The organism is Nocardioides sp. NPDC051685 (assembly GCF_044453405.1).
Classification (GTDB): Bacteria; Actinomycetota; Actinomycetes; order Propionibacteriales; family Nocardioidaceae; genus Nocardioides.
The window spans coordinates 472,170-487,892 of record NZ_JBITCR010000001.1; the positions used below are offsets into that span (position 1 = coordinate 472,170).

Genomic DNA, 15,723 nt, shown 5'->3' on the forward strand with positions numbered 1-15,723 from the left:
ACCTAGTAGTGGTCACGGTGCGGAGCTCCCATCTCGTCGCGGAGACCGTTCTCGGTGTAGACGTACGGGTGGTCCGGGTCGATCCGCTCGGGCGTGCTGGGGTCGTTGTCGTGATCGACGGGAAGACCGGCAGCCTCACGCTCGCGGTTGTTCGTCCCCTGGTTCTCGGGGTCGTCGCCGTGATATTCGCCGGGCTCGAGCGTGTCGTGCATGTAGTCGTAGACGTGCGCCATCTCGTGGTAGAGCACCGCGACCGGCGGGCCGTCGACGGGCGTCTGGGGCGCACGGTTGCCGGTGTTCATCGTGTCGATGTCCGGCATGTACTCGATCTCGTTGCCGCCCATCGGCCCGTCGGACGCCGAGCTGTTCGGTGTGTCACCGACGTACTCGCGGATGGTCAGGTTCTCCTGCCCGATCCCGAACACGCCCGAGTCGTCGTGCCTCCGGTCCAGCGCGGCGAGCATCTGCTGGCCGGTCGGCGACGCGGCCAGCATCTCGAGGTCGGCGCGGGTCCGGGCGACGAACTCCGGCGAACCCTCGATCTTGATCCACTCCGGGACCTCGGTGATCTGGACCGTCACGTGCTGCTCGACGTCCTCGTCGGTGTCTCCGGACTCGCTGTGGGCCTTGTCGTCACCCGAGCCCCCGTAGGTGGTGTCGGTCCCCCGCCCGGCGTACGTCACGTCATCGCCGGCGCCGCCGTGAATCCGGTCGTTGTCGTCACCACCGGAGGCGATGTCGTTGCCGTCGCCGCCGACGAGCAGGTCGTCGCCATCTGCCCCTTCGAGGTAGTCCTGGCCGCGACCACCGCTGATCCGGTCGTTTCCGGCCATGCCGTAGACGGTGTCGTCGCCGCCCGCTCCGGTGGCGAGGTCGTTGCCGCCCTGGGCGTCGATGTAGTCGCGATCGGTGCCGCCCGAGACGCGGTCGTCGCCGTCGCCGGCAAAGATGTGGTCGCGGTCCTGGCCACCGAGGATGCGGTCGCTCCCGCTGCCGCCGTTGAGCCGGTCGTCACCTCTGCCGCCGAGCAGCGTGAGGTTGACGTTGGTGCCCTGCGGGACGTTGATCTCGTCGTTGCCCTCGCCGGCGCGGATGACGATCTCGTTGCCGGGTGGCACCTCGTACATCTGACCGTTGACGGTGACGACCTGCTTCCCGGTCAACGGGTTGATCCCGACCGTGACCACGTCGTCGCCGCTGCCGGTGTTGATGTACGTCTTTCCGTCGACGTTGATCATGCCGACCGAGTCCACGTCGGCGGGGAGGTGGAACGGGTCCTGTCCGGACTCGGCGATCGCCGCCATGCTCGTCGACAGCCCCTGCCAGGCAGCGGTGGTGTCGATCAGCACCTGCCGATCGGCGTTGAGGTCGCGATCGAGGCCGGTCCGGAGCTCGGAGGCACGCGCGATGGCGTCGGTGACCAGCTTGCTGTCCTCGGGGGACTCGGGCTCGAACCGGATGTCGCCCGACGGGCTGCCCTGGTGCGGGATGTGGGCCACGGTGGCCCAGGACTGGTCGAGGTGGCCTTGGGCGATGCGTACGGTGCCGGCGATCCTGGCCATGGCCGCGGACGCCTTGTCGGCGAGCTCGCGCGCCTTGTCGAGGTCGGTCAGGAGCGTCTTGCGGTGCCCCTCGTAGGACTCGGCCGTCTGTCCCTCCCAGTCGGCGATGACGTCCTTGGAGCCGCTGATGAACGCCTCGGTGACGCCGTCGAGCGCCTTCGCGACGGAGCTCCAGCCACGCGACGCGTCGTCGATCGAGGCCGCGTCGTCCCACAACTTCCAGGTGCCTTCGGACATCTCGTGCTCCTCAGCGCGGGGTCGGGGTGGGGCCGGGCGACGGGCTCGGCGTGGGCGAAGGCGGCTTCGGACCCGGAGTCGGCTCCGGCGGTCGCGGAGTCGGCCCCGGGGGCAGCGAGTTGCTCGACCGGGCGGCCCGGGCGACCTCCTCGTCGGTCGCGGAGATGTCGAACGCGCACAGCATGAGGGCGTCGGCATCCGCCTCGAAGACGGCCGCGAACGACTCGAGCGCGCTGGACGCGGCCTCGACCAACGGCCCGTGGGCAGCCGTCGTGTCGTAGCCACCCTGGGTGTTGCCGGCGTCGCGCGCGGCGACCTGGAGCGCGCCGGCGTTGTCCGTGGTCGCACCGGTCAGGTCCATCGCCCAGTCGATGCAGCGGTCGGCGAGCTTGACGAGCTCGTCGGGACGTACGTTGATCTGAGATGACATCGGGGCCTCCCTCTTCAACGGAGTTCTTCCCCGGAACACGCGTGGCTACACACGAACGCCGCGCCCATCTCATCATCCGAGACAGGCGCGGGGGTGGGCGCTCAGGAGAAGGGGTTGGGGAGGGCGCCGGGGAGGCCGGCGAGGAGCTCGCGGGCACGGGCGGCGACCTTGTGCTCGACGAGGACCTCGTATTTGGCCGGCACGATCATCTTGACGCTGGAGAAGTCGCGGGTGCCGCGGGTGGCGGCGTAGCCGATCAGCGACCAGACGAGGCCGAAGACGACGCCGAGCAGGACGGTCGAGAGCAGGATGAAGAGGAAGTTGTCGCCGCCGAAGAGCGACATGATCAGGCCGACGAAGACACCGAGCCAGGCACCGGAGAGGACACCGGCGAGGGCGACCTTGCTCCAGGTCAGGCGGCCGGTGATCCGCTCGATCTGCTTCAGCTCGGTGCCGACGATCATGCAGTTCTCGACCGGGAACTCGTGGTCGGAGAGGAAGTCGACCGTCTTCTGCGCGGCCGCGTAGTCGTCATAGGTCGCGAGCGACTGGGGAAACTCCAGCTTCAGCGGGCTCTGCGGGCCGCCGACCGGCGAGGTGAAGGACATACGCCCAGTGTGCCCCAGGGAAGGTCAGTTCTTGAGGACGCCGTTCGCGATGACATCGAGCATGGGACGTACGTCCTTGGGGTCGAGCGAGGACTGGTCGGCCATGGTCGCGACGCCGCCCAGGAGACGGCACACGTCGAGGTTGTCGACACCTTCACGCAGCGCGCCTTGGTCGGCCATCTCCGTCAGGACGCTCTCGTTGGCGTCGGCGTAGGTCTGGCACTTGGTGCGCAGCGGGGAGTCAGCACAGCCCAAGGAGGCCGTGATCTTGGCGGCGGCGCCCTGGTGGCGGGTCAGCAGCGCGACGTACTCCTCGAACCAGGCGAGCAGCTTCTCCCGGCACCCGCCCTCGGTCGCCATCGCCTTCTCGACGTGGGCGGAGACCTCCTCGATCCAGGTGGCCATGATCGCCTCGTGGAGGGCCTCGCGCGTGGGGAAGTGACGGTAGAGGGTGCCCGGGCCGACGCCTGCGCGTCGAGCCACCTCGTCGAGGGGTGCGTCGAGACCACGCTCCTTGAAGACGGCGTGGGCGACCTCGATCAGCCGCTCGCGGTTGCGCTGCGCGTCGGCTCTCATCCAGACCTCCTCAGTGGCTCCCGCGGCTCTGCGGGGCCTCAAGTTAACAGCAAGCACCGCTCCCGCATCTAAATGCGTTGCTAACCGGAGACACTCTCCGGTAGTGTTCTGGTCAAGCGGAGACTTCCTCCGCTTCACTGTACTCCAATTCCGTCTCCAACAGGAGCTCTCGAATGACATCCACCGTGGCACCACCCAAGCCACCCGCGGCCGCCAAGGCCGCCGGCGCCGGGATCGCCCTGGTCCTGGTCGCTCAGCTGATGATCGTGCTCGACGCGGCGGTCGTGAACGTCGCGCTCCCCCGGATCGCCGACGACCTAGAGTTCACCCCCGCAGCACTCACCTGGGTGCTCAACGGCTACACCCTCGCCTTCGGCGGCCTGCTGCTGCTCGGCGGTCGTCTCGGCGACGTCTTCGGCAGGCGGCGTACGTTCGTCGCCGGTCTTTCCGTCTTCACCCTCTTCTCCCTGGCCGGCGGGCTCGCGCCGACCGACGACCTGCTGGTCATCGCCCGCGCGCTGCAGGGCTTCGGTGCCGCGATCGCCGCACCTCAGGTGCTGGCGCTGCTGACCACCTCGGCGAAGGACGAGGCCGGCCGGGCCCGGGCGATCGCGCTCTTCGCGGCCGTCTCCTCCAGCGGTGCCTCGATCGGGCTGATCCTCGGCGGCATCCTGACCGACATCGCGTCGTGGCGCTGGACGCTGTTCATCAACGTACCGATCGGGCTCGTCGTGCTCGCCCTCGTCGGCCGCCTCGTCTCCGAGACCGCCCGCCGCCCGGGACGCTTCGACGTCGTCGGCGCGGTGGCCGCCACCGGCGGTGCGGCCGCGATCGTCTGGTCGCTGATCGGCGCTCCCGAGCACGGCTGGACCTCCGTACGCACCATCGGCGGCATCGTCGTCGGCCTGCTCCTGCTGGTCGCCCTCGTGCTCACCGAGCGCCGGGTCGCCCACCCGCTGCTGCAGCTCCACCTCTTCAACAGCCACCGCCGGGTCGCGGCGTTCATCGCCGCGGTCGGGCTGGTCGGGGCTCAGTTCGCGACGTTCTACCTGACCGTGATCTACCTGCAGGGTGTGCTCGGCATGGGGCCGCTCGCCTCGGGGCTGGCGTTCCTTCCGCTCACCCTGATGATCTTCGCGATGTCCCGGATCGCACCTCGCATCGCAGCCCGGATCGGGATGCCGCGGGTGCTGGTCCTGGGTGCCACCGGCCTGACCGCGTCGTTCGTGTGGCTGAGCACGCTGTCGGAATCGAGCTCCTACGCCGGCGCCGTGCTGGCTCCGTTCCTCCTCAACGGTGCCTTCGCCTCGCTCGTCTTCACCTCCACCACGGCCCTCGGCTTGGAGGGTGTCGACCCCGCGCACGCCGGCTCGGCCTCGGGTCTGGTGCAGACGATGCAGCAGCTCGGCGGCTCGATCGGCCTGGCCGTGATCGCCTCGGTCTACGTCGCCAACGGCACCCCCGGCGAGGTCGTGCCGGGCATGCGTGAGGCCTTCTACGCCGCAGCCACTCTCGGCGCGCTCGGGATCATCGCGTCGCTGAGCGTCGTGCTCCGGCGGCCCGCCGGGACGCGTGCCTACGTCGCCGGGCCGGCGGCGGTCGAGGTCGACTGAGCCGTCACCTGTGGCATCGGGGACATTGGACCCTCGACACGAGTCGTTCGACCTCTGCCACTTCAGGTCACGGATCTGATAACTACACACCATGAGGGGCTTCACCAGACACGGGTACGCCCGGCGCATCCTTGCCGTCGGCGTCATCGCAAGCATCCTGACTGTCGCGGGGCTGGCTTCGGCCGGCCCCGCGACAGCCGCCAACCCGGTCACCCCGGGCAACTTCACCGGCTTCGGCTTCGACCAGTGCCAGGCACCGTCGCAGACCGCGATGGACCAGTGGTGGAAGGACTCGAACTTCACCGGCGTGGGCATCTACATCGCTGGCAAGTCGCGTGGCTGCCGCGTCCAGACCTACCTCTCGGCGACCTGGGTGCGCAACCAGCAGGCCCGGGGCTGGCGGCTGCTGCCGGTCACGCTCGGCCCGCAGGCATCGTGCAACCCGCGCTATCCCCGCTACGGCGACGACCCGAAGATCAACCCCGACCCTGCCGACGGTTACGCGGCGGCGAGGCGTCAGGCGATCAACGAGGCCAACGCGGCCGTGGCCGCGGCCCAGGCGTACGGGATCGCGGCGGGCAGCACGATGTTCTACGACCTGGAGGCCTTCGACATCACGAACCGGACGTGTCGTGAGTCGGCGATGTGGTTCATCTCGGCCTGGAGCTACCGGATCAAGGTGCTGGGCTACCGCTCGGCGATGTACTCCAGCGCGGCGTCGGGGATCAAGGCGATCTACGACGTCCTGCGCGCCCAGCCGGCGGGGTTCACCTATCCGGCGGATCTGTGGATCGCCGACTGGGACGGCAAGGCGAACACATCCACGACCTACATCCCCGACTCGGTGTGGAGCGACCACGACCGCGTCAAGCAGTATCGCGGCGGCCACGACGAGACCCATGGCGGTGTCACGATCAACATCGACACCGACTACCTCGACGTCGGCCGCGGCTCCTATGCCCCGGCGGTCGTCAGGTGTGGCGGCGTACGCGTCGACTTCGACTACTACCCCGACCTCCAGCCGGCGACCAGCAGCTACACCCCGCCGGCGGCGTACGTGAAGGCGCTCAAGTGCATGCTCAGCACCCGGGGCACCTTCGACGGCGTGATGAGTGGCTACTACGGCTCCGCGCTACGGGCCGCGGTCCACGACTGGCAGCGTACGCACGGGCTGGTCGTCCGGGACCTGTGGACCAGGGGCGCTTGGAAGACGCTGTGGGCCGCCAACCGGCACCCGATCCTCAAGCGCGGCTCCGCCGGGGACCAGGTCCGCGACCTCCAGCGCGCGCTCAACTCCACCACCCGGACCGAGGAGCGGGTCAAGGTCACCGGTGTCCTGGACTGGACCACCCACGTCGGCCTGACCAACTACCAGCGACGCCTCGGGCGCACCGTCAACGGCTTCGCGACGGACATCACCTGGTATGACCTCTCGCACGCCCGCTGAGGTGTTCCTTCGTCAAGGTATGCAGCCGAACGCACACATCCCGCGCGGAACTCCGCGCGGGATGTGTGCATTGACCTGCATACCCTTCGACAGGCCAGGACACCGCCTTGCTGGAGGAACCTCCTCAGGCGAAGGCCTTCTCGGCCAGCGAGGTGAAGAACCCGAGACCGTCGGTGCCGGATCCGGTGAGGGTCTCGACCGCGTGCTCGGGGTGGGGCATCAGGCCGACGACGTTGCCGGCCTCGTTGGTGATGCCGGCGATGTCGTTGACCGAGCCGTTGGGGTTCACGTCGAGGTAGCGAGCGACGACGCGGCCCTCGTCCTCGAGCCGCTTGATGGTGTCGGCGTCGGCGACGTACTGCCCCTCGCCGTTCTTCAGCGGGACCACGATCTCCTGGTCCTGGGTGAACGCGGAGGTCCAGGCGGTCGAGGTGTTCTCGATGCGCAGCTTCTGGTCGCGGCAGATGAACTTGAGGTGGTCGTTGCGCAGCAGGCCCCCGGGGAGCAGGTGGGACTCGACGAGCATCTGGAAGCCGTTGCAGATGCCGAGGACCGGAAGACCCTTCTGGGCCCCCTCGATGACCTCGGTCATGATCGGGGCGAAGCGGGAGATGGCACCGCAGCGCAGGTAGTCACCGTAGGAGAAACCGCCCGGCAGGATCACCGCGTCGACGCCCTGGAGGTCGTGGTCGCCGTGCCACAGCGCGACGGCCTCGTTGCCACCGACGCGGACGGCGCGCTGGGCGTCGACGTCGTCGAGCGTGCCCGGGAAGGTGATGACGCCGATCTTCACTTCGCCGGCTCTTCCACGCGGACGACGTAGTTCTCGATCACCGTGTTGGCCAGGAAGGTCTCGGCCAGCTTCTCGATCTGGGCGAGCGCGTCGTCGGTGACCTCGGGGATCTCCAGCTCGAACCGCTTGCCCTGACGGACCTCGGTGACCCCGGTGAACCCGAGCCGCGGCAGGGCGCCGAGCACGGCCTTCCCCTGCGGGTCGAGAATCTCGGGCTTGGGCATGACGTCGACGACAACGCGAGGCATGGCTGCAGTCTAGGTGGGCCATACGCCGCTCACCTAAACCGTTCGCCCCTGCCCCGCCCGCTCTTTACGATCGCTCCTCGTGCGCCATCTGCTGATCGACATCACGCCGTTGCGTACGTCACCCGCTTTCCGCCGGTTCTTCATCGGGCGGGCGGTCTCGGGGCTCGGTGGGCAGGTCTCGGTCGTCGCAGTGATGTACCAGGTCTGGGAGTCGACCCACAGCCCGTTCTGGTCAGGCAGCGTCGCCCTCGCCCAGCTGGTCCCGATGCTCACGATCGGGCTCTGGGGCGGCTCCGTGGCGGACCGCGCCGACCGGCGCTCGATCCTGATGGCCACGACCGTCGTCCAGCTCACGCTGGCCCTGCTGCTGGTCGCTCAGGCACTGTGGCTCGGCATTTCACCCGCATCGATCGGGCCCGTCCTGGCGCTGGTCGGGCTGATCGCCGCCACCGGCGCGGTCGCCGCCCCCGCGGGCATGGGCGTGATCCCGCGCCTGCTCCCGGCCGACCAGGTCGCCGCGGGGCTCGCCCTCAACCGGCTGAGCTTCCAGGGATCGATGCTCCTGGGTCCGGCGCTGGGCGGTGTGATCATCGGCTATGCGGGTCTCGAGATCGCGTACGCCGTCGACGCCGCCTCCTTCGCCGCCGGCTTCCTCGGGGTCCTCGGCCTCCCCGCCCTCGCTCCGGCCGCCGGCAAGAGCGGCGGCGGAGTCCTGGAAGGACTGCGCTTCGCCGCCACCCAGCCCGTCGTACGCGGCGTGCTCCTCGTCGATCTGGCGGCGACCGTCCTGGCCATGCCGGTGAGCCTGTTCCCCCTGATCAACGACGAGCGGTTCGGCGGCGACCCACGTACGCTCGGGCTGTTCCTGACCGCGATCGCGGTCGGTGGCGTCGCGGCCTCCCTCGTCTCGGGCTCGTTCACCCGACGCAGCCGTCCGGGCGTGATCACCATCACCGCCGCCGCCGTGTGGGGCCTCAGCCTCGGTGCGGTCGGACTGGCCACGTCGCCGTGGCTCTGCCTTGCTCTGCTCGCCGTCGCCGGAGCCGCCGACTCGGTCAGCGTGGTCACCCGCGGCACGCTCATCCAGCTCGCCGTCCCCGACGACCTGCGCGGCCGGACGGCCGCGATCGAGATGATCGTCGGCGTCGGCGGGCCCGAGGTCGGCAACCTCCGCGGCGGTGCCGTCGCTCAGCTGACCTCCGGCTCGTTCGCCCTGGTCAGCGGTGGCATCACCTGCCTGCTCGCGCTGGCCGCCGCCGGCGCCACCTCGCGCGAGATGCTCCGATTCCAAACACCGTCGCGGCGTGAGCGACCCGGCGGGTGACCGCCGGGCTTCACACCCCGTGCCGGCCGGCGGTCCCGCAATGACATGGCCCGCCACGTCCGGACACGCGATGATTCTGTGCTCGTGGAGACTGGAGATCCCGTGATGCGCACACCACGCATACGGCTCAACAAACGTGCAGAGCGTCGCAACCATCTTGTGAAGGTCACGCTCGGTGTCGCACCACTTGCTGCCTTACTGATGGCCCGGGCGTTCGGCGCCGAGGGCAGAGCCATCGAGGTCCTGATCACCGTGGTCGTGTCATGGGCTCTGATCGCGGTCGGGATCGCCCTGGTCACGGCGATGATGACCCGGCGCCGACGCGTCCTCGCCGGGCGCATTCTTGCAGCCCATCCCGATGCCGCCGTCGTCACGGGGTTCGCATCGAAGGGCACCAGGGGTCACGCACGGGCGCTGGGTGTGAACCTGGTCGGCCTCAACAACGGTGCGGCGATCGCTCTCGGCGTCCGTCCAGGTCTCATCGAGGTCTGGGGTATGGGCGACACGGAGCCGAGATGGATCCTCGACCGGAGAGCGCGAGCTTTCCAGGTGCGAGTCGAACGGCTCCCTCACGCCAACCGCACCCTCCTGGGCATCCGGATCGCCGACGGTCACGCTTCCGTCGAACTCATCCCAGCCGACCGAGCCGGGCGGATCGCCGCGGTCGAGGCGGCTCTCGACGCCCTCGGCGTGGATCGCAACGATCACATCGGGCCGTAGGTCGAAGATCGCAGTCACTCGGTGGCTGCGATCTTCGAGCTGGTCACGCAGTGTCCGCCGGACAGTCCGGGCACGAGCGAACCTGACCGTCCCAACCCCCGAGCCGAAGCAGCTCACCGATGCGAGCCGCCGTCCGGCAAGGGTCACCGAGCACCTGGCCGTAGGTCAGCCGAGCAGTCCGAACCTTGCGGGCGACGGCAGCATCCAGATCACGAGCGTGGTCGGCGTCTCGAGCTGCAGCGCTGCCGTGGAAGGCACGGCCGTCGAGCTCCACGACCAGCCCGTACGCCGCATAGACAACGTCACGCTCAACCGAGACGCCCTGGATCGAGTCGGCGACCTGGCGCTCGCCCGCCGGCAGACCATGGGCACACTCGACGCGGCGGAGGTACTCCCGTTCGAGGACCGAGCACGCGCCGGCCTTCAGGTCCTCGAGCAGCTCGGTCAGAAGGCTCCGGTCGGTCAACCGTTTGCGGTAGCCGAGAGCCTGAATCAGGGCCGATGCCGTCGCAGCCTTGGTCTGAACGAGGTCGGCAAGCATCGAGAACGCTTCACCCACATCACTCCCCTCGGCTGCTGCGTCGATCGCCGCCTCAGCGAGCAGCTGCCGGGGCGGGTAGGCGGCCCAGTCGACGTACCCATCGAACCGAGCGCGCCGCCGGACGATCACGCCATCGGGTGCGCGCACGGTGCGATTCATCGGAACCATCACCTCGATGGGACCTCGCTCCGGCGGCTTCGGCAGCGCCGAGCGACCCGTGAGAGCAGCTGGCCAGCACACCAGCACTGCCGCCCAGGCACGCTGGCCCCACGTCGGATTGCCGGTGTGATTGACGTAAACCCCGGGATGGATCGCGGCGAGCTCGCGATTGCGTACGAGGCGACGGATGTCATGGTCCTGGGCATGGAGCTCACGCAGCTGTCTCCTCGAGATGACCCCGCCCTGGACCTCGTCGCGCAGCCGCTCCATCCCGTCACGGTCGAACGGCTGCTTCGCATTCCCCGAGTGGTCCACACCGTCCGTTCTACCCCAACGCTTACCCGTAAACTCGAAGATCGCAGCCACCACGTGACTGCGATCTTCGAGCTACGGCACCTGCCGGCGTACGGAATGTCCTACTTGAGCTCGCGCTTGAGGATCTTGCCGGTGGCGGTCATGGGGAGGGCGTCGACGATCTCGACGATGCGCGGGTACTTGTAGGCCGCCATCTGCTCCTTCGACCAGGCGACGATCTCCTCGGAGGTCGCGGAGGCGCCGGGCTTGAGGACGAGGACGGCCTTGATCTCCTCACCGTGGGAGTCGTGCGGGACGCCGATCACGGCGGCCAGCGAGACCGCCGGGTGGGTCAGCAGGACCTCTTCGATCTCACGCGGGTAGACGTTGAAGCCGCCGCGGATGATGAGCTCCTTGGCTCGGTCGACGATGTAGTACCAGCCGTCCTCGTCACGCTTGGCGAGGTCGCCGGAGCGGAACCAGCCCTCCGAAGTGAGCACCTCGGCGGTGGCCTCGGGGCGGTTGTAGTAGCCCTTGAAGATGTTGTGGCCCTTGATCGCGATCTCGCCGATCGCGTCGGGGGTCCACTCGATGTCGTCCCACGACGCCGGATCGATCAGGCGCATCTCGACACCGGGGATCGGGACACCGATCGAGCCCGGACGTACCGGCTGGCCGTAGAGCGAGAACGACGCCACCGGCGAGGTCTCGGAGAGGCCGTAGCCCTCGAGGATGGTGACACCGAAGCGCTTCTCGAACTCCTTGTGGATCTCGACCGGGAGGGCCGAGCCACCGGCGGCGGCGACGCGCAGGTTCTTGGCGAGGGTGGCCACGTCGATGTCCTCGGAGAGGGCACCGAGGAGCCCCCAGTACATGGTCGGCACGCCCGCGAAGAAGCTCACGCTCTCCTTGAGCATCGTCGCCAGCGCGGCCGCGGCGTCGAAGCGGGGCAGCAGCACGACGGTGCCGCCGAAGGCGATCGCACCGTTCTGCACGACGGTCTGGCCGAACGCGTGGAAGAGCGGCAGCACGGCGAGGTAGGTGTCGGGCCGCTCGGCGTCGGCGCCGAAGAGCTCGGCACCGGCCAGTGCGTTGTCGCGCATGTTGCGGTGGCGCAGCTCGGCGCCCTTGGGCTGGCCGGTGGTGCCGGAGGTGTAGAGGATGACCGCGGTGTCGTCCTCGTCGGTGGCCACGGTGTCGAAGGTCGGCGGCTGGGCCCCGATGCCCTGGCCGAGGGTGGTCACACCCTCGATCGGCGACGCGGCGGTCGGGTCGGCGGTGATCAGGAAGAAGTTCTCGACCCCGGCCTCCTGCGCGCCGGCGTGCGCCTCCGCGCCGATGGCGAGCTCCGGCGTGCCCTCGAAGGCGAAGAGGGCCTTCGCGTCGGAGTCCTTGAGGTGGTAGGCCACCTCGCGTCCCTTGAGCAGCACGTTGAGCGGCACGACGGTGGCTCCGGCCTTGAGGATGCCGAAGTAGACCATCGTGAAGTAGGGCAGGTTCGGGCTCATCAGGGCGACCCGGTCACCCGCGCCGATGCCCTTGCTCGCCAGCAGGTTCGCGACCTGGTTGGCGGCGCCGTTGACCTGCGCATAGTTCAGACGGACGTCTCCCAGCACGATCGCGGTGCGCTCGGGATAGTTCGCCGCGGAGTCTTCGAGCAGCGAAGCAAGGTTGTACGTGGACACATGGCCTCCAGTCGTGTGCGTGTTACGCGTCACAAACCTACCCGCAAGTAGGCCCGCAGGAAACCGAGTCCAGGTTATTAGTGCGACACGCGTCTCAGAATCGGTGGCCGGTGAGCTTCTCGTACGCCTCCACGTACTTCGCCCGCGTGCGCGCGACGATCTCCTCGGGCAGGTCCGGCGGCGGACCGCCGGCGGCGCGGTCCCAACCGGACTCGGGCGAGAGCAGCCAGCGGCGGATGACGTCCTTGTCGAAGCTGGGGATCGCGGCGCCCGGGTGCCACTGGCTCGCGTCCCAGTAGCGAGAGGAGTCCGGGGTGAGCACCTCGTCGGCGAGCACGATCGTGCGGATGCCCAGGTCGTCCTGGCGTACGCCGAACTCGAACTTCGTGTCGGCCAGGATGAGGCCGCAGCCGCGGGCGATCTCGTCGGCACGCTGGTAGACCGCCAGGGTCAGCCGGCGCACCGCGGCGGCGTCGTCCTCGCCGATCAGCTTGGAGATGTATTCGTAGGTGACGTTCTCGTCATGGTCGCCGAGCTCGGCCTTGGTCGCCGGGGTGAAGATCGGCGGGGTGAGCCGGGAGCCGTCGACCAGACCGGCCGGGAGCCGGATGCCGCAGACCTCGCCGGTGCTCTCGTACTCACGCAGGCCCGAGCCGGTCAGGTAGCCGCGCGCGACGCACTCGACGGGAAGCATGTGGAGCTTCTGGGCGACCACCGCGCGGCCGGCCACCGACTCCGGCACGTCGGTCGAGAGGACATGGGTCGGCACCAGGTCCTCGAACTGCTCGAACCACCACAGCGACAGCTTCGTGAGGATCTCGCCCTTGTCCGGGATGACCGCGTCGAAGACGTGGTCGAAGGCCGAGATGCGGTCGCTGGCGACCATCAGGAGCTGGCCGGCGTAAGGACCCTCCTCCAGCTCGTAGAGGTCGCGCACCTTGCCGGAGTGGAGGTGCTTCGCGCCCGGGATCGCCGGCGCCGGGGGGATGTTGAGTTCAGCCACAGGATCAGCCTAAGAGACGACTAACTGCGTGCTACATCTCCGCCCGCTGTGGCATGGTTCGAACCATGGCCGAGACAGCTGATCAGATCTACGCCCGCGTCCAGGCCGGCGGCCACCTGCCCGCGCCGAGCGTGACCGAGTGGGACGTCTTCCCGTGGGTCGTACGCGACGGGCAGATCGCCCCCAAGCCCCTCGCTCCCCCGGCCCCCGAGGAGCCTCGCAGCGGCGAGGGCGGGGTGGACTGCAACCTGTGCGCCACCGACCGGCCCGACGTGATCTGGCAGGACGAGTCCTGGCGGGTGAAGCACCTGAAGCAGTCCGGACTGCCGGTGGTGCTGATCCTCGAGCCGCTCGAGCACTACGACCTGCCCGATCTCGACGAGCACCAGGCCGCCGAGTTCGGTGTCCTCACCGTGCGGCTCGTCCGGATCATCGAGAGCCTGCCCAACATCGCCCGCTGCCACGCGATGCGGATCGGCGACGGCGCCGAGCACCTGCACATGTGGTTCCTCGCCCGCCCGAAGGACCTGCTCTCGATACGTGGCAGCTTCTCGCCCGACTGGGACGACATCCTGCCGCCCGGCCCCGAGGAGATCTGGCGCGCCGACCTCGCCGAGGTCGCCCGCAAGCTCGCCACCCACGGCGGCGAGGCCCTGGTCTGATGGACCTGACCGACGAGTCGGACGTACGCCGCCTGCTGGACGTGATCGAGCAGGAGATCGTCCCGCTGACCCGTGCCGGGGTGGCCGCGGGCAACAAGATCTTCGGCGCCGCGATCCTGCGCCGCGCGGACCTGTCCCTCGTGGTGGCCGAGACCAACAACGAGACCGAGAACCCGCTGTGGCACGGCGAGATCCATGCCATCAAGCGCTTCTTCGAGCTGCCGGCCGAGGACCGGCCCGCGCCGGCCGACTGCCTGCTGCTGGCGACCCACGAGCCGTGCTCGCTGTGCCTGTCGGGGATCGCCTGGTCAGGGTTCCCCGAGTTCGCCTATCTCTTCAGCCACCAGGACTCGGCCGACTCCTTCGCGATCCCCTACGACCTGGCGATCCTCAAGGGCGTCTACGCCGTCCCCGATCCCGACCGCGACGAGGCCGACCCGGGGCGCGACCTCTACAACCGCACCAACGCCTACTTCACCAGCAGCGGCCTCGCCCCGCTCGCCGACCCCGAGCAGCTCGCCCGGCTCAGCCGGACCTACGACGAGCTCTCGGCGGCGTACCAGGAGCGGAAGGGTGGCGGCGCGATCGCCCACCCCTGAGGCGCACCCGCTCAGTCGCCGCTGCGCCAGCGCAGCAGCCCGGCGGCCACGGAGAGCACCGCCACGACGGTGCCGTAGACGTAGGTCGTGGCCGCGAGCCCGAGCTGTGGCGTGAGCACCCCGGCGATGACGGCGGGGATGCCGAAGGCCAGGTAGGACACGATGAAGATCACCGCGAAGACCTCCGCCCGCTCATGGGCGGGGAGGAGCGGCATGATCGAGCGCAGGATGCCGAAGAAGGCCGTGCCGAAGCCGGTGCCCGCGATGACCACCGCGACGAGGTACGCCGCCACCGAACCGGTCAGGAGGGCGAGCAGGCTGAGCACGGTGCCGGCGGCCAGCGCCGCGGTGCCGTAGAGCGTCGTCGTCCGCGCCGAGCGGTGCCGGAAGACGTACGACGCCAGCCCTCCCGCGCCGGCGAGGGCGCCGATCGCCAGCCCCTGCAGGATGTGGTTGGTCGCGCCCAGCTCGGAGCGCACGATCGCGGCGCCGAGGGAGAGGAACAGCCCACCAGTGGCCCAGCCGGCGAAGATCGCCGGGACACTGCGGGCGAGCAGGCCCCGGATCACCGGCGGCACCGCGATCCGCGGACGCAGCGAGGCCACCAGGCCCTCGTGGCGGGGCGCGGTCTCGGGCACGAGCCAGACACCTGCCGCGAGCAGCAGGGACAGCAGGACGAGGGCGTCGAAGACGATGGACCGGGCGTCGCCGGCCATCTCCATGGCCACGCCCGCCACGACGGCACCGACCGCCAGGCCGACCATCGGAGCGACGGCATTGGCCACCGCCGCGGAACCAGGTCGCGACGGCCGCTCGAAGTCGGTCACGGCGGCCGACAGGGTCGAGAGCAGCAGCCCGCTCGCGATCCCTTGCAGGATCCGTGCCTCGAAGAGGGCGGCGGCGGTATCGGCACCGCGGAAGATCAGGAAGCTGGCCGCCAGGAGGACGAACCCGACGGTCACCACCGGCCGCCGGCCGACATGGTCGGAGACCGAGCCGAACACGAGCAGCGTGCCGAGCAGGGCAACGGCGTAGACGGCGAAGACCGCCGTCATCACCCAGGGCTGGAGCCCGAGGCCCACCTGGAGGTCGGGATAGAACGGCGAGGGGGCGCTGGCCCCCGCCATCATCAGCACGACCGCCCCGAGAGCCACCCCGGCCCCGAGCCGCCGCCCCGAGACGGCGTCCGTCGTCACGCCGCTCACTACCTCTGCCGACATCA

Annotated in this window: 16 protein-coding genes; 6 read left to right on the forward strand and 10 right to left on the reverse strand. The window is 69.4% G+C overall.

Annotated features, from left to right (window positions below):
- Positions 1-2: 2 nt before the first annotated feature.
- The 4 genes from ACIA03_RS02345 to ACIA03_RS02360 all read right to left on the reverse strand — a co-directional run bounded on the left by ACIA03_RS02345 (position 3) and on the right by ACIA03_RS02360 (position 3,413).
- A complete protein-coding gene (locus ACIA03_RS02345) occupies positions 3-1,799 on the reverse strand; it encodes a M91 family zinc metallopeptidase (protein WP_396978850.1) in 1,797 nt (598 codons plus the stop codon).
- 10 nt (positions 1,800-1,809) lie between these two features.
- Positions 1,810-2,229: a hypothetical protein gene (locus ACIA03_RS02350; protein ID WP_396978852.1), complete on the reverse strand. Its 420-nt coding sequence runs from the start codon at positions 2,227-2,229 to the stop codon at positions 1,810-1,812.
- Positions 2,230-2,330: 101 nt separating this feature from the next.
- Positions 2,331-2,837, reverse strand: a complete 507-nt coding sequence (locus tag ACIA03_RS02355; RefSeq protein ID WP_396978854.1) for a general stress protein — start codon at positions 2,835-2,837, stop codon at positions 2,331-2,333.
- Between the two features lie 24 nt (positions 2,838-2,861).
- A complete protein-coding gene (locus ACIA03_RS02360) occupies positions 2,862-3,413 on the reverse strand; it encodes a TetR/AcrR family transcriptional regulator (protein WP_396978856.1) in 552 nt (183 codons plus the stop codon).
- 173 nt (positions 3,414-3,586) lie between these two features.
- Here ACIA03_RS02360 and ACIA03_RS02365 point away from each other — a divergent pair, with 173 nt between their 5' ends.
- Both ACIA03_RS02365 and ACIA03_RS02370 read left to right on the forward strand, forming a co-directional pair.
- Positions 3,587-5,026 carry an MFS transporter gene (locus ACIA03_RS02365; RefSeq protein WP_396978858.1) on the forward strand — a complete coding sequence of 480 codons (1,440 nt, stop codon included), beginning with the start codon at positions 3,587-3,589 and terminating at the stop codon, positions 5,024-5,026.
- A 91-nt stretch (positions 5,027-5,117) separates the two neighbouring features.
- The gene (locus ACIA03_RS02370; RefSeq protein ID WP_396978860.1) at positions 5,118-6,473 is read left to right on the forward strand and encodes a glycoside hydrolase domain-containing protein; all 1,356 of its coding nucleotides are present in this window, start codon (positions 5,118-5,120) and stop codon (positions 6,471-6,473) included.
- 124 nt (positions 6,474-6,597) lie between these two features.
- On the opposite strand, the gene purQ is transcribed toward ACIA03_RS02370, so the two are convergent.
- Together purQ and purS are read right to left on the reverse strand one after the other, a co-directional pair.
- A complete protein-coding gene (gene purQ / locus ACIA03_RS02375; protein WP_141801401.1) occupies positions 6,598-7,266 on the reverse strand; it encodes a phosphoribosylformylglycinamidine synthase subunit PurQ in 669 nt (222 codons plus the stop codon).
- Positions 7,263-7,514 (reverse strand): phosphoribosylformylglycinamidine synthase subunit PurS, encoded by a 252-nt coding sequence (gene purS / locus ACIA03_RS02380; protein ID WP_141794869.1) that lies wholly within the window; start codon positions 7,512-7,514, stop codon positions 7,263-7,265. The genes purQ and purS overlap by 4 nt, the downstream gene beginning before the upstream one ends.
- Before the next feature lie 79 nt (positions 7,515-7,593).
- Between purS and ACIA03_RS02385 the strand changes: the two genes are divergently transcribed.
- Together ACIA03_RS02385 and ACIA03_RS02390 are read left to right on the forward strand one after the other, a co-directional pair.
- Positions 7,594-8,838 (forward strand): MFS transporter, encoded by a 1,245-nt coding sequence (locus tag ACIA03_RS02385; protein ID WP_396978863.1) that lies wholly within the window; start codon positions 7,594-7,596, stop codon positions 8,836-8,838.
- A 105-nt stretch (positions 8,839-8,943) separates the two neighbouring features.
- The gene (locus ACIA03_RS02390; protein ID WP_396978866.1) at positions 8,944-9,558 is read left to right on the forward strand and encodes a hypothetical protein; all 615 of its coding nucleotides are present in this window, start codon (positions 8,944-8,946) and stop codon (positions 9,556-9,558) included.
- 43 nt (positions 9,559-9,601) lie between these two features.
- On the opposite strand, the gene ACIA03_RS02395 is transcribed toward ACIA03_RS02390, so the two are convergent.
- The 3 genes from ACIA03_RS02395 to ACIA03_RS02405 all read right to left on the reverse strand — a co-directional run bounded on the left by ACIA03_RS02395 (position 9,602) and on the right by ACIA03_RS02405 (position 13,240).
- Positions 9,602-10,573 carry a hypothetical protein gene (locus tag ACIA03_RS02395; RefSeq protein WP_396978868.1) on the reverse strand — a complete coding sequence of 324 codons (972 nt, stop codon included), beginning with the start codon at positions 10,571-10,573 and terminating at the stop codon, positions 9,602-9,604.
- 101 nt (positions 10,574-10,674) lie between these two features.
- Positions 10,675-12,237: a long-chain fatty acid--CoA ligase gene (locus ACIA03_RS02400; RefSeq protein ID WP_396978869.1), complete on the reverse strand. Its 1,563-nt coding sequence runs from the start codon at positions 12,235-12,237 to the stop codon at positions 10,675-10,677.
- Positions 12,238-12,331: 94 nt separating this feature from the next.
- Positions 12,332-13,240, reverse strand: a complete 909-nt coding sequence (locus tag ACIA03_RS02405) for a phosphoribosylaminoimidazolesuccinocarboxamide synthase (RefSeq protein ID WP_396978871.1) — start codon at positions 13,238-13,240, stop codon at positions 12,332-12,334.
- A gap of 65 nt (positions 13,241-13,305) precedes the next feature.
- Between ACIA03_RS02405 and ACIA03_RS02410 the strand changes: the two genes are divergently transcribed.
- Both ACIA03_RS02410 and ACIA03_RS02415 read left to right on the forward strand, forming a co-directional pair.
- Positions 13,306-13,902, forward strand: a complete 597-nt coding sequence (locus ACIA03_RS02410) for a hypothetical protein (RefSeq protein ID WP_396978873.1) — start codon at positions 13,306-13,308, stop codon at positions 13,900-13,902.
- The gene (locus ACIA03_RS02415; protein ID WP_396978875.1) at positions 13,902-14,501 is read left to right on the forward strand and encodes a nucleoside deaminase; all 600 of its coding nucleotides are present in this window, start codon (positions 13,902-13,904) and stop codon (positions 14,499-14,501) included. Before ACIA03_RS02410 ends, ACIA03_RS02415 begins: the two co-directional genes overlap by 1 nt.
- A gap of 11 nt (positions 14,502-14,512) precedes the next feature.
- Here the strand turns inward: ACIA03_RS02415 and ACIA03_RS02420 are convergent, their stop codons facing one another.
- Positions 14,513-15,721 carry an MFS transporter gene (locus ACIA03_RS02420; protein ID WP_396978877.1) on the reverse strand — a complete coding sequence of 403 codons (1,209 nt, stop codon included), beginning with the start codon at positions 15,719-15,721 and terminating at the stop codon, positions 14,513-14,515.
- Between the last annotated feature and the right edge of the window lie 2 nt (positions 15,722-15,723).